Genomic DNA, 12,663 nt, shown 5'->3' with positions numbered 1-12,663 from the left:
ACGCACTCCTAGTATTTGTATTTTTCATCTCTTTTTTATTCTTTTACTCAATTAGATTGACTCAGCAGCGTTATATATCTGCTCCAGAAATTTGACTATCAAATTAAGGTCTTTCTTATTCACTTTCGATAAAAGAGCGGCCCGAAAACGATCTGCTTCGATTTGAATCTTTTTATAGAGAGCAGCGCCACTCTTGGTCAGTAAAACAAACTTCACCCTTTTATCAACAGTAGATGGTTGACGTGATACTAAGCCATGCCGAACCAATCTATCGATCAATGGAACCATACTAGGAGGCTCGACACCCACTCGCTTCGCTAATTCAATTTGTGAGAGCGGCTCATCGGAGCGCGCAATAAATGCAATTGTCATCCACCCGGTTTGCCCCACACCCAAATCCTTCAGACAACGATCGAGAGCCTGTTTGTAAGCGCGAGCGGCATTATGAAGCATGACAGAAAATTGCTCTTCTATAGTAGTCATGGGAAATCGTCCATATTCGTTAGAATTCTATCTAATTGAAGATACTAATACCAAATTAGTCTTTTTGCTTGCGGCTCATTTTTTAATACCCAACTACACTTACCATCATCTAAAAAACTAAAAGGAAATGAATCATGAGCCTGATTGAGAAATTAAAATGGCGTTACGCAACAAAAAGATGGATCCAAGCAAGACGGTGCCTGAGGAGCAGGTGGGGCAAATTCTGGAGGCAATCCGCCTTACCGCAAGTTCCAGCAGTTTGCAGCCCTATCTAGTGCTGGTAATAACCAATCAGGGGGTTAAGGAGCAGATCAAACCAATGGCCTGGGGCCAGTCACAAATTACGGATTGCTCCCATTTACTGGTTTTTGCAGCCTGGGATAACCCATCGCGATATGAGCCCTAAAACTAGATACTTTGGACTAGATATACCAAAGGCAGATTTAATTTGGCAAGACCCCGTTCCAGCAGGCACCAAAGAATCCGATATTGAAACTATAAAAGCCAAGATCAAAGTCTATGACCTCTCGATTGGCGATATGGTTACAACTGCGTGGGATAGTGCACGCATCTATCGAGAGTCCGATAAACGCGGTGGTGCGAATGGTGCACGTATCCGCCTATCCACTTGTTATCCACCGTATAGCGACATTGCCATACGGCGCTATGCTCGCGCTGCTAGAGGGTTGGCTTACTGAAGCAATTGCACACATGACCAAAGGAAGGCGATGATAAAACTTAATCAAACACAACTAAGGAAAGATTTAGAGCAAAAGATTGGTCAAAATAAAGATTTAGATAGTCATCAAGAAAATTTAGACGAACTAAAAAATCATTCCATAACCATCATCAGAAAATCCGATCTAAGTGATGATTTTAATTGTGTAATGTACGCACTAGATTTTCGATTAAAAGATCCAACCTCTCCTTTTGGAAGGTGCGATGCAAATACAAAATTTCTAAACTTTCTCATTGGAAAGGGCTACATCAAAGAGCTGGATCCACAAACAGATCCACTAAATGACTATGCAATCTATTATCAGGATGATGATATTCAACATATTGGCTTAGTATCTAATGATAGTTTTATCGAGTCAAAATGGGGAGCAGGTCATTTATTTAGACACCCCTTCAATCAAGTGCCGAGTAGCTATGGAAATCTTTTACGATATTTCCATTCAATTAATAGTGATATAGCAATAGATTATTTAATTGAGTTTTATTCAAATTTTCGCTGAGTAACCGTTACTTTAAGCAACACTCAAAAGACAAAACCCCAGCTATCTCTAACTGGGGTTTTGTCTTTTCTGGTGGGCCCACCAGGACTTGAACCTGGGACCAAAGGATTCCGGTTTGTGTAATTTTCATTACTCCCTGGACTATGCCTTCATCATATCGATTGCTCGACTTAGATGGGTGCCGTCTAGTCTCTACACCTTCAACAGCACTTTCATACTGAAGCTTGGCTCGGCGTTAGCGTATCTATTACTAGACTTAGCTTTCTCCGAATTTGACACCATTCACACAGCGACTTTCATCATCTGGTGCACAACTTTCGCTATGAGTCCTCTGCTCTAACCAACTGAGCTATAGGCCCTAAAACTGTTTTTACTACACACCTTTTAAGGGGTGCTTTACTTCTTAAAACCACATAAAAACCGCATTTACTACACACCATGAAAAATGCCTTGGTGTGTAAGCGGTGTGTAGTGAATTTATACCGCCTAATTCACCACTAACCTCTTGAATCTATTGAGGTCTTTGTTACAAGACCCCTAGGGCTTCTTTCTTATGAGTCCTCTGCTCTAACCAACTGAGCTATGGGCCCTAACCACTCATTGTAATTGAAGGGGCTCTTCAAATGATTGATTGGTATGCACTTGCTGAAATGTTGGTTTTTATTTAGATATACATTATTATATGTATATCTAAAGGAGATGAAAATCATGGTCGTATCAAAATGGGGGAACAGCCTTGCCATTCGTCTACCAGCTCAAGTGGTCGAATTTTTAGAGCTAAAAGAAGGGGATGACATTGAGGTCCATGTTGCGGATAAAAAGCATTTCCAAGTTAAGAAGAAACCTTCCCTGCAGGATAGGCTTCAAAGTTTGAGAAAATTTCGTGGTCGCATGCCCGCTGATTTTCACTTTGATAGATCTGAATTGAATGAACGCTAAGAAGATATTTTTTGATACCAATACCCTACTTTATTTACTATCATCAGATACCAAAAAAGCAGACTGGGTTACTAAAAATTTACAGCAATCGAACGTAATAAGCGTTCAAGTGCTTAATGAATTTACTTCTGCTAGCATTAGAAAAATAAAAATATCTAATAGTGAGCTGGATGAATTCTTAGATTTATTTACGTCTACATTCAACGTAAGATCGCTTGATATAGATACTTTTGAAACTGGATTGATGGTGTCCAGGCGATATGGATACCATCACTATGATTCAATGATTATTGCTGCGGCTTTGCAAGCAGGATGCGAAAAACTGTACTCAGAAGATATGCAGCACCGGCAAGTAATTGATAAGAGACTGCAGATCGTGAATCCTTTTTTATAAAGGACTCACGATATCGAAGTGCTAGACAATCAATCTTCCTCGAGGAAGGTCTTGAGTTTGTCGCTACGGCTTGGATGACGCATTTTTCTCAGGGCCTTAGCTTCGATCTGACGAATACGCTCACGTGTAACGTCAAACTGCTTACCTACCTCTTCGAGAGTGTGATCAGTGCTCATCTCAACACCAAAGCGCATACGCAATACTTTTGCTTCACGTGGTGTTAATGAATCGAGAACATCTTTCACCACATCACGCATAGAGTCATGCAATGCTGCTTCGGCTGGAGCCAATGTATTACCATCTTCAATAAAGTCGCCCAAATGAGAATCTTCATCGTCACCAATTGGTGTCTCCATGGAGATAGGCTCTTTAGCAATCTTCATGATCTTGCGGATCTTATCTTCAGGAATCTCCATCTTCAGCGCCAAGGTTGCAGCATCTGGCTCATGGCCAGTTTCTTGCAAGATCTGACGGCTGATACGGTTCATCTTGTTGATTGTCTCAATCATGTGAACAGGGATACGGATCGTACGGGCCTGGTCAGCAATCGAACGAGTAATCGCCTGACGAATCCACCATGTTGCATAGGTAGAGAACTTATAGCCACGACGGTATTCAAACTTATCTACCGCTTTCATCAAGCCGATGTTGCCTTCTTGAATCAAGTCCAAGAACTGCAAGCCGCGGTTGGTGTATTTCTTAGCAATGGAGATTACCAAACGTAAGTTGGCTACCGTCATCTCACGTTTCGCTTCACGGGCACGCTTCTCGCCAGCGATCATCTGCTTGTTTACTTCTTTTAATTCTGGAAGTGGAATAACAACATTCTTCTGAATATCAATCAACTTCTGTTGAAGCTCTTGAATTGCAGGGACGTTACGTTGCAAGAGTGCGCTGTAAGGCTTGTTCTCTTTAAGCAACTTCTCAGTCCAAGTCAAATTCATAGACATCTTAGGGAAGTCTTTTAATACTTCACCACGATTAACACCTACTTTGTCTACCAATAAACTCACGATGCCACGCTCCAGCTTCCATACTTGGTCTACTTGTGAGCGCATGGTGTCGCATAACTTCTCAACACTCTTCGCTGTCAAACGGAAGCCAAGTAATTCAGCACGAATCGCATCTTGTGCCTTGATGTAGGCTGGACAGTTATAGCCCTCTTTATCAAACGCACGGCGCATCTTGTCAGCCTGTGTACGAACGATTGCAAACTTCTCTAAAGAAATCTGCTTTAACTCTTCCAATTGCTTGGCGTTAGCCGTTGCAGCGCCACCGCCGCCACCGTCGCCTTCGTCTTCACCGCCGTCATCTTCGCCCTCTTCAGCATCCGGATCAACTTCTGGCTCTTCAGGTCCAAGCTTAATATCTTCTGCGTTAGGATCAACTAGACCATCAACAAACTGGTCAATCTCCATCTCACCACTGGCGATCTTGTCAACGTTGCTCAGAATCTCCGCAATCGTTACGGGGCAAGCAGCCAAAGCCATCACCATATCTTTGAGGCCGGCTTCAATCTTCTTCGCAATAACGATCTCGCCTTCGCGAGTCAGCAAATCCACTGTACCCATCTCACGCATATACATGCGTACTGGATCGGTAGTGCGTCCGAATTCTGAATCAACTGTAGATAAAGCAGCTTCAGCTTTTTCTTCAGCCTCTTCTTCGGAAGCGGCAGCTTCTGTGTTGTCAGACAGGATTAAAGTTTCAGCATCGGGTGCTTGTTCATAAACAGTAATACCGATGTCGTTGAGCAAGCTGATCAAAGTCTCTAATGCGTCTGCATCAGACAACTCGTCAGACATCACGTCATTCATCTCGCCATGGGTTAAATAGCCCTTGGACATACCCATTTTGATCAAAGTCTTCAAACGAGCACGACGTAACTCTTGCTGCTCTTCAGTACCCAACTGCTGCGCTGCGAATTCTTTTAAGAGCGCCTTCTCTTTAGCTTTACGCTCACGCGCTTTTTGACGATCAGTTAAAACTGGCTCCGCATTTTCTGCAGAAGCATCCGCCTTGGCTTTACGGCCACGCTTCTTCTCTTCCTCAACTGCCGGCACCTCAACTTCAGCAACTGTGGCTTTTTTAACTTTGGTTTCTTTTGCTTCTTTTACCTCTTTAACTTCCTTCGCCGCTTTAACTGGTTCAGGTTTAGATACGGGCGCAGCTTTCCCTTTTTTTACTGGCTCAACTTTGACTTCTGCTTTTGCTGCCTTCACAGGAGCTTTAGCAACTGGCTTTGCTGGCGCTTTTGCTGCTGGCTTTGCTGCGGCTTTTACCGGTTTAGCTGGAGCTTTCGCTGGCGCTTTTGGGGCTGGCTTCGCAGCAGCCTTTACTGGCTTGGCAGGTGCTTTAGCTTTTGGAACTGGCTTTGCTGCAACCTTTGCTTTTGGCGCTGGTTTAGCCGAGGCTTTTGCTTTTGGGGCCGGCTTAGCTGGCGCCTTTGCTTTAGAAACTGGTTTTGCTGCAGCCTTTACTGGCTTAGCTGGGGTTTTTGCTTTGGCCGCTGGTTTTGCAGCGGCTTTTACTGGTTTAGCTGGAGCTTTCGCTTTTGGAGCTGGTTTTTTGGTCTTGGTATTCGGCATTTATTAGCACTTACTCACATTACTGTTATTGATATCGACTGATGAAACACAGCCCCGTAGTAACTCACTTACTCACTTACCCCAAATTTCATCAAAATAAAGCGCAAGTGGCTGAATTAAATCGGTTTTTTCTTGGGAACAGAGGATTATAGTCGATTGCGACTTTTTTACCTCCGTAACACTTAAAAATATGGGGTAATTTCGGGGGATTTCTAGGGGTGTTTCAGTAAATTCTTAGGAGAATTTCAGCTTTTCGCCCAATTCCCGATAACGGGCTTTGTCTTGCTCAGAAGCAATGCTTCCAGAGATCTTTTGGGCGATTTCAGTCATTTCCTGCTTGAGATGGGTTAATTCCAGCTTTTTGAATGCCCCCTCAAGATCAGCAGCTGCACCCTCTAACTCCAAATCAGAGCCCATTACTCGATTTCTCAGGACCTCATACAGAGGAGCCAACTCACTACGAGAGAGTTGATCTTGGAACATCGCAAATGCGCCGGCACCTGCGATCGCTGGTTTATTACCCTCGCCTGGAATCAACTCAACCAAGTCACACTGTGACAAAAGATCTTTCATTAAAGCGTGGGCTTTTTCAGATCTCTGCTCTGCCGCCTTCAATGCTAGTGCGCGCTTATTTTCATCCAATGCTTTTCCTAAATGCGGAAACTGGATAATCACTCGCAGCATTTGCTCGGCTAAATCCGTTGGTGCTTTGGGTGGCTCGATATTTTGAGTAGCAACTCTTTTTGCAGAACCTTTGGATGCTTGCCAAGGCGCGCCTTGACGATTGCTATTATTAGGAAAATTATTTTGGCTATTTCGGTTGCCTTGATTACCTTGTCCACCTTGATAGCGCGCCTGTACTGGCTGATAAGTAGTTTGACGAACAGGTGCGGGCGCTACTGTTAAACCACAAAATGCTTCTAGTTCTGCAGGGGTAGTATTGGTGCGAATCGCGAGTTCGCGCAGAATTTGCGTACGCAAAGCAATGGGAGGCATCGAGAGTAAAAGTGGCTTAGCGGCATGATGGGTATGGGCTCGACCTTCTGGGGTAGTTTGCTCGTGACCCTCACTAACAATCTTAAAGAAGAAGCTAGAGATAGACATAGCATCTTTAATCACCTTCTCAAAAGCAGGTGCGCCATAAGCACGAACATAGCTATCAGGGTCATGCTCTGTCGGTAAGAATAAGAAGCGAATTTCTTTATCATCTGACATGAGCGGCAAACATGCTTCAAGAGCACGCTGGGCAGCACGTTGACCAGCGGAGTCACCATCAAATGAGAAAACCACTTTATCGGTTTGTCTGAGTAGCATGCGTACATGGTTTGCTGTACAAGCTGTACCCAGTGTTGCAACCGCGTTTGGAAAACCCAATTGCGCTAAGGCAACAACATCCATATAACCTTCGCACACCAAAACATATTCCTGGGTACGAATCGCTTGTCTTGCTTCAAACAAGCCATAAAGCGTATTGCCTTTTGAGAACAATGGCGTCTCAGGAGAATTTAAATACTTGGGTTCACCTTGATCCAAGATCCGTCCACCAAAGCCAATGGTTTGACCTTTGGGATTGCGAATAGGAAACATAATGCGGTCACGGAAACGGTCGTAGCGCTTTACATTTGCACCTTCGGACTGTTCACCCTGAATCAGTAAACCGCCCTCTAGCAAAGTCTTGGCAACCTCATCATTAGAGTAGGGGCCAAATACTGCTTCAAGACCCTGCCAGCCGTCAGGCGCATAACCTAAGGCATAACGCTTAGCAATCTCACCAGTGAGTCCACGGCCCTTTAAATACTCAACTGCCCTGGTATTGCCTTTGAGTTGTTGGCGATACCAATCTGCAGCAGTGCTCATCACCTCACTCAATGCCATTGCTTGCTGCTGTCTCGCTACATCATTTGCAGTGCGCTCTTCACGAGGCACATCTAAGCCTACGGAACGCGCAAGATCTTCAATAGCATCCACATATCCAAGTCCGGAATACTCCATTAAGAAACTAATGGCAGATCCATGGGCGCCACAACCAAAGCAATGATAAAACTGTTTAGTAGGTGAAACTGAAAATGATGGGGACTTCTCTGAATGGAAGGGGCACAAACCCTGAAAGTTCGCGCCCGCTTTTTTTAGCTTAACGTGCTGCCCAACCACATCAACGATATCAACCCGATTTAAAAGATCGGCAATGAAGGATTGTGGAATGAGCGCCATGTAGCCAGTATGAAAGGATTTTGCTTTCTTGACTAGCTACTGAGTTTACTTACTTCGCCAATGTGGCTTTTACCAAGCCAGATACTTTACCCATATCTGCTTTGCCAGCCAATTGACCTTTCAGTACGCCAATGACCTTACCCATATCCTGTGGGCCTGCAGCGCCAGTTGAAGCAACGGCAGCAGCCACTGCAGCTTCTACTTCAGCATCGGATAACTGCGCCGGCAAGTAGGTTTGCAAAATCACCATCTCAGCAGATTCAATCGCAACTAAATCATCGCGATTGGCTTTTTCAAATTGAGAGATCGAATCTTTACGTTGCTTAATCATTTTTTCGACAGTTGCAATCACACCAGCATCGTCAACCACGATGCGCTCGTCGACTTCGCGTTGCTTGATCGCCGCCAATAAAAGACGAATCGTTCCTAGGCGCTCAACTTCTTTGGCGCGCATAGCATTTTTCATATCTTCGGTGATTTGATCTTTTAGACTCATGGCTTTATTCCTGGTGTTGAATATAAAACGTCGAACATTTAATAATGGTGATTAAAAAGCAAAAACCCGCTGCGTTTCACCGTCAGCGGGTTTCAAAGCCTCTCGGTGAGGAGAGCTTTTAAATTCTATTAGTAAAGCTTCTTAGGCAACATTTGGCTACGAATACGCTTGTAATGGCGCTTAGCAGCTGCAGCCTTCTTGCGCTTACGTTCAGCCGTTGGCTTCTCGTAGAACTCGCGTGCACGCAAGTCTGTCAAAAGGCCATTCTTTTCAATGGTGCGCTTGAAACGGCGCAATGCCACTTCAAATGGTTCGTTTTCGCGGAGGCGGACTGTAGTCATACTTATTTAACTCGTATATGCTCGATAGATATCGAAAAATTAACTGAATTGCGATTCTAGCACGGCTAAGTAAAAAAATGATTGTTTTAGGAATAGAAACTTCTTGTGACGAGACCGGGGTGGCTTTATACAACACCACGCCTTGGGAAGAGGGTAAACCGGCCTTCCAGGGCATATTGGGCCAGGGCCTGCACTCTCAAATCGCCATGCACCGGGACTATGGGGGCGTTGTCCCCGAATTAGCCTCCCGCGACCATATTCGTCGTGTTTTACCCCTCTTAGACCAATCCTTAGCCCAATCTGGCCTCAAATTGGCCGATATTGATGCTGTGGCATTCACTCAGGGCCCCGGATTGGCTGGCGCCCTCCTGGTAGGAAGCGCTTTTGCTAAATCCCTAGCCCAAGGTCTCAATTTACCGTCTATAGGGGTACATCACCTCGAAGGACACCTACTTTCCCCGCTTTTGGGCCAAACCGCCCCTCAATTCCCCTTTATTGCCTTGCTGGTATCTGGTGGCCACACGCAACTCATGAAAGTCTCCGGAATTGGTCAATACGAGCTGCTTGGCGAAACCTTGGATGATGCGGCGGGAGAAGCCTTTGATAAGACGGCCAAATTACTCGGCTTGGATTACCCCGGTGGCGCAGCTATTTCTAAATTGGCAGAGCAAGGCCGCCCAGGTATTTTTGATTTACCTAAACCCATGTTGCACTCTGGTGATTTAGATTTTTCTTTCTCTGGATTAAAGACGGCCGTTCTCAATCAAGCGAAAAAGTTTGCAGAAAAAAATATTGTGAACCCTTCAGAGGTTGCACAATTTCACGCGGATCTTGCTAGAAGTTTTGTTGACTCCATCGTGGCAGTTCTTGTCAGTAAGTCCGAGAAAGCACTCAAACAAACGGCCTGCAAACATTTAGTGCTCGCAGGTGGCGTTGGTGCCAATTTGCAACTACGTGCTGCACTCAATGACAAAGCGAAACACAATGGTTTTGAAGTACATTACCCGCCGCTTGAACTCTGCACGGATAACGGCGTGATGATCGCTTTTGCTGGGGCACTGCGCATGATCGAAAAAAATAATGGCTCCACAACTTCTGGAGCCTTTGATATCAAACCCCGCTGGGATTTGCAAAGCAATAACCTGAAATAGATTTATTGCCTATCTGAATTTGCCTATTTCTGATGACTGATTCTGGCGAATGCGCTGTGGTTGTGAATGGATTCAAAGTTCTCAGCCTCCACCACAAAAGAGCGGATACGCTGATCTGCCTTGAGATTGCCGGCTACGTCACGCACTAAGTCTTCTACAAACTTCGGGTTGCTATAAGAATGCTCAGTAACCCATTTCTCATCGGGACGTTTCAGCAATCCCCATAACTCGCTAGAAGCTTCGCTTTCAGCAGCGGCAACTAAATCCTCCACTGTCATCTGCGTTTCAGAATCCAACGCTACAGTCATAGTGACGTGTGAACGTTGATTATGTGCACCAAACTCAGAAATCTCTTTTGAGCAAGGACACAAACTCATTACTGGAACTTGTGCGCGTAAACCCAATTCAATATCAGCGCCGCCTGTTGCATTTTGCTTGGCTGTTGCCATCCAAGTCACTTCGTAATCCATCAAACTTTCTACACCAGAAACCGGCGCTGCTTTTTTTACGAAATGTGTGTAAGTAAATTGCACGTGGCCTTCTTTAGCATCGAGCAAAGGCAACATATCACGAACTAAGGCAACAATGGTGGTGCTATCCACAGCCGCATCTTGTTTTTGGAGAAGCGCCATGAATCGCGACATGTGCGTACCCTTTACATGCGCAGGTAAGGCCACATCCATCTCAAAAGTTCCAACCGATGGGAAGTTACCCGTCTTGCTGCGAATGGTCAGTGGATGACGTACGCCACGAATACCAACTTGCTCAATAGGCAGTGCCCGCTCATCCAAAGTGGATTGCACGTCAGGCATTGCGCTGGCTTTCAGAAATGCGGGATTCAAGTCATTCATGGCTCTATTTTCAGGCAAAACGGGCTTATTTGCCTAACAGCGTAGTATTTATGGTCAATATTGCCGGAAAACGTTGTTTGATGGAGTTAGCAATACCCTTAACATCCAAGCCATACTTGGTCATCAGCAGGCTGTAGTCACCATGCTCGATAAATTGATCAGGAAGACCTAATTGCAAGAGGGGTTTCTGAATACCGAGATTCGAGAGCGCTTCTAAACAAGCGCTACCTGCACCACCGGCAATAGCCCCATCCTCAATCGTCACAAAATAATCATGATCAGCCGCTAACGATTGGATGAGATCTACATCGAGCGGCTTTACAAAGCGCATATTGGCCACCGTTGCATTAATCCCTTCAGCCACTTCGAGTGCTGGGTAGAGCAAAGTGCCAAACGCCAATATCGCCACACGTTGACCAGCAGGCGCAGTGGATTTGCGACGAATCTCACCTTTGCCAAATGGCAGAGTGCGTAATTCTTTAGATGGGATAGTGCCAACGCCTGCACCACGCGGATAGCGCACTGCGCTTGGATGTGGCTGATGAAAGGCAGTCGTTAACAAGTCGCGGCATTCCGATTCATCTGCCGGCGTCATCACTAGCATATTCGGAATACAACGCAAGAATGGAATGTCATAAGCGCCAGCGTGCGTAGCGCCATCAGCACCAACGAGACCAGCGCGATCTAATGCAAACAACACCGGCAAATCCTGTATCGCCACATCGTGAATGAGTTGGTCATACGCGCGCTGTAAGAAAGTAGAGTAAATCGCTACTACTGGTTTCATGCCTTCACATGCCATACCAGCTGCAAAAGTGACCGCGTGCTGTTCAGCGATACCGACGTCGTAGTAACGCTTAGGGAAACTCTTCTCAAATTCAACTAAACCAGAACCCTCTCGCATGGCTGGAGTAATGCCCACCAATAAAGGATCTGCATGCGCCATGTCGCATAACCACTCACCAAATACTTGAGTAAACGTTTTTTTGCTAGCGGCTGATTTTTTGACACCCTCTTCAGGATTAAATTTACTAGGGCCGTGATAGAGCACAGGATCAGCCTCAGCCAATTCATAGCCTTGACCTTTTTTAGTCACCACGTGCAAGAACTGGGGTCCGCGACCTTCTAAAGCCAAGCGACGCACGTTCTGCAGCATCGGGATCAAGGCATCTAAATCATGGCCATCAATCGGGCCGAAATAATTAAAGCCAAACTCTTGGAAGATTGTCGATGGAGAAACCATTCCTTTAGCGTGATCTTCAAGGCGTTTAGCAAACTCACGCAAAGGAGGCGCAATTGATAAAACACTATCAATGCCTTTTTTCGTCGCCGAATAAATATTGCCACTAAGCAATCTAGCCAGATGGCGATTGAGCGCGCCCACAGCAGGCGAGATCGACATGTCGTTGTCATTCAAAATCACTACGAGGGGTAAGTCGTCGTATACACCGGCATTATTCATGGCCTCAAAAGCCATACCGCCAGTCATCGCACTATCACCAATCACTGCTACGGCTACATGTCGTTCGCCTTTGGTTTGAAACGCACGCGCCATACCCATTGCTGCAGAAATACTCGTGGATGAATGACCGGTACCAAAAGCATCAAACTCACTTTCAGAGCGATGCGGAAAGCCTGATAGGCCCTTGTGCTGACGCAAGCTACCCATGCGTTCACGACGACCAGTCAGAATCTTATGTGGGTAACTCTGATGGCCAACATCCCAAACAATGCGATCGTCTGGGGTATCAAATACGTAGTGCAAGGCAATAGAGAGCTCTACCGTTCCCAAGTTGGACGACAGATGTCCACCCGTCTTGGATACAGAATCCAAGACAAACTCGCGCAACTCATCAGCTAAAGCTGGTAGCTCTTCGCGGGAGAGTTTTTTGAGATCGTCGGGGGAGTTAATGGAATGTAAAGTCATTGAACCTAAATAATCTGTACTGATGAATTTCTCTTATTATTCTT

At 45.4% G+C, this 12,663-nt stretch carries 13 protein-coding genes; 6 read left to right on the top strand and 7 right to left on the bottom strand.

Annotated elements, in window-relative coordinates; genetic code table 11:
* Window positions 1-51: 51 nt before the first annotated feature.
* The gene (locus tag VC182_RS08325) at window positions 52-483 is read right to left on the bottom strand and encodes a MarR family transcriptional regulator (protein WP_323485033.1); all 432 of its coding nucleotides are present in this window, start codon (window positions 481-483) and stop codon (window positions 52-54) included.
* 157 nt (window positions 484-640) lie between these two features.
* Here VC182_RS08325 and VC182_RS08320 point away from each other — a divergent pair, with 157 nt between their 5' ends.
* The 5 genes from VC182_RS08320 (at window position 641) to VC182_RS08300 (ending at window position 3,054) form a co-directional block, all read left to right on the top strand.
* Entirely contained in the window at window positions 641-889 is a 249-nt protein-coding gene (locus tag VC182_RS08320; RefSeq protein ID WP_323485032.1) for a nitroreductase family protein, read from the top strand.
* On the top strand, window positions 879-1,181 hold the full coding sequence (locus tag VC182_RS08315) for a hypothetical protein (RefSeq protein ID WP_323485031.1): 303 nt from the start codon (window positions 879-881) through the stop codon (window positions 1,179-1,181). The genes VC182_RS08320 and VC182_RS08315 overlap by 11 nt, the downstream gene beginning before the upstream one ends.
* Window positions 1,182-1,211: 30 nt before the next feature.
* A complete protein-coding gene (locus VC182_RS08310; RefSeq protein WP_323485030.1) occupies window positions 1,212-1,721 on the top strand; it encodes a hypothetical protein in 510 nt (169 codons plus the stop codon).
* Window positions 1,722-2,429: 708 nt separating this feature from the next.
* A complete protein-coding gene (locus VC182_RS08305; RefSeq protein WP_072582921.1) occupies window positions 2,430-2,660 on the top strand; it encodes an AbrB/MazE/SpoVT family DNA-binding domain-containing protein in 231 nt (76 codons plus the stop codon).
* The gene (locus VC182_RS08300; RefSeq protein ID WP_072582870.1) at window positions 2,650-3,054 is read left to right on the top strand and encodes a PIN domain-containing protein; all 405 of its coding nucleotides are present in this window, start codon (window positions 2,650-2,652) and stop codon (window positions 3,052-3,054) included. Before VC182_RS08305 ends, VC182_RS08300 begins: the two co-directional genes overlap by 11 nt.
* Window positions 3,055-3,083: 29 nt before the next feature.
* Here the strand turns inward: VC182_RS08300 and rpoD are convergent, their stop codons facing one another.
* The 4 genes from rpoD to rpsU all read right to left on the bottom strand — a co-directional run bounded on the left by rpoD (window position 3,084) and on the right by rpsU (window position 8,690).
* Window positions 3,084-5,642 (bottom strand): RNA polymerase sigma factor RpoD, encoded by a 2,559-nt coding sequence (rpoD, locus tag VC182_RS08295; protein WP_323485029.1) that lies wholly within the window; start codon window positions 5,640-5,642, stop codon window positions 3,084-3,086.
* Between the two features lie 234 nt (window positions 5,643-5,876).
* Window positions 5,877-7,853: a DNA primase gene (dnaG, locus tag VC182_RS08290; RefSeq protein ID WP_323485028.1), complete on the bottom strand. Its 1,977-nt coding sequence runs from the start codon at window positions 7,851-7,853 to the stop codon at window positions 5,877-5,879.
* Between the two features lie 49 nt (window positions 7,854-7,902).
* Entirely contained in the window at window positions 7,903-8,349 is a 447-nt protein-coding gene (locus VC182_RS08285) for a GatB/YqeY domain-containing protein (protein WP_072582867.1), read from the bottom strand.
* Between the two features lie 128 nt (window positions 8,350-8,477).
* Window positions 8,478-8,690, bottom strand: a complete 213-nt coding sequence (rpsU, locus tag VC182_RS08280; RefSeq protein WP_011903537.1) for a 30S ribosomal protein S21 — start codon at window positions 8,688-8,690, stop codon at window positions 8,478-8,480.
* Between the two features lie 77 nt (window positions 8,691-8,767).
* Between rpsU and tsaD the strand changes: the two genes are divergently transcribed.
* Window positions 8,768-9,841, top strand: a complete 1,074-nt coding sequence (tsaD, locus tag VC182_RS08275) for a tRNA (adenosine(37)-N6)-threonylcarbamoyltransferase complex transferase subunit TsaD (RefSeq protein WP_072582866.1) — start codon at window positions 8,768-8,770, stop codon at window positions 9,839-9,841.
* A 23-nt stretch (window positions 9,842-9,864) separates the two neighbouring features.
* On the opposite strand, the gene folE2 is transcribed toward tsaD, so the two are convergent.
* Together folE2 and dxs are read right to left on the bottom strand one after the other, a co-directional pair.
* Window positions 9,865-10,692 (bottom strand): GTP cyclohydrolase FolE2, encoded by an 828-nt coding sequence (gene folE2, locus VC182_RS08270; RefSeq protein ID WP_216120426.1) that lies wholly within the window; start codon window positions 10,690-10,692, stop codon window positions 9,865-9,867.
* Between the two features lie 25 nt (window positions 10,693-10,717).
* Window positions 10,718-12,619 (bottom strand): 1-deoxy-D-xylulose-5-phosphate synthase, encoded by a 1,902-nt coding sequence (gene dxs, locus VC182_RS08265; RefSeq protein WP_323485027.1) that lies wholly within the window; start codon window positions 12,617-12,619, stop codon window positions 10,718-10,720.
* Between the last annotated feature and the right edge of the window lie 44 nt (window positions 12,620-12,663).

Origin of the sequence: Polynucleobacter sp. AP-Nickl1-40-C4, from assembly GCF_035012665.1 — a bacterium.
GTDB lineage: Bacteria > Pseudomonadota > Gammaproteobacteria > Burkholderiales > Burkholderiaceae > Polynucleobacter.
Note: the sequence above shows the minus strand (reverse complement) of the source record. Positions and strands in the feature narration are given on the sequence as shown.

Excerpts from the sequence above, each read along its gene's own strand:
- VC182_RS08325 (WP_323485033.1), bottom strand. The coding sequence starts at position 483 with ATGACTACTATAGAAGAGCAATTTTCTGTCATGCTTCATAATGCCGCT.
- VC182_RS08320 (WP_323485032.1), top strand. The coding sequence starts at position 641 with ATGGCGTTACGCAACAAAAAGATGGATCCAAGCAAGACGGTGCCTGAG.
- VC182_RS08315 (WP_323485031.1), top strand. The coding sequence starts at position 879 with ATGAGCCCTAAAACTAGATACTTTGGACTAGATATACCAAAGGCAGAT.
- VC182_RS08310 (WP_323485030.1), top strand. The coding sequence starts at position 1,212 with ATGATAAAACTTAATCAAACACAACTAAGGAAAGATTTAGAGCAAAAG.
- VC182_RS08305 (WP_072582921.1), top strand. The coding sequence starts at position 2,430 with ATGGTCGTATCAAAATGGGGGAACAGCCTTGCCATTCGTCTACCAGCT.
- VC182_RS08300 (WP_072582870.1), top strand. The coding sequence starts at position 2,650 with ATGAACGCTAAGAAGATATTTTTTGATACCAATACCCTACTTTATTTA.
- rpoD (WP_323485029.1), bottom strand. The coding sequence starts at position 5,642 with ATGCCGAATACCAAGACCAAAAAACCAGCTCCAAAAGCGAAAGCTCCA.
- dnaG (WP_323485028.1), bottom strand. The coding sequence starts at position 7,853 with ATGGCGCTCATTCCACAATCCTTCATTGCCGATCTTTTAAATCGGGTT.
- VC182_RS08285 (WP_072582867.1), bottom strand. The coding sequence starts at position 8,349 with ATGAGTCTAAAAGATCAAATCACCGAAGATATGAAAAATGCTATGCGC.
- rpsU (WP_011903537.1), bottom strand. The coding sequence starts at position 8,690 with ATGACTACAGTCCGCCTCCGCGAAAACGAACCATTTGAAGTGGCATTG.
- tsaD (WP_072582866.1), top strand. The coding sequence starts at position 8,768 with ATGATTGTTTTAGGAATAGAAACTTCTTGTGACGAGACCGGGGTGGCT.
- folE2 (WP_216120426.1), bottom strand. The coding sequence starts at position 10,692 with ATGAATGACTTGAATCCCGCATTTCTGAAAGCCAGCGCAATGCCTGAC.
- dxs (WP_323485027.1), bottom strand. The coding sequence starts at position 12,619 with ATGACTTTACATTCCATTAACTCCCCCGACGATCTCAAAAAACTCTCC.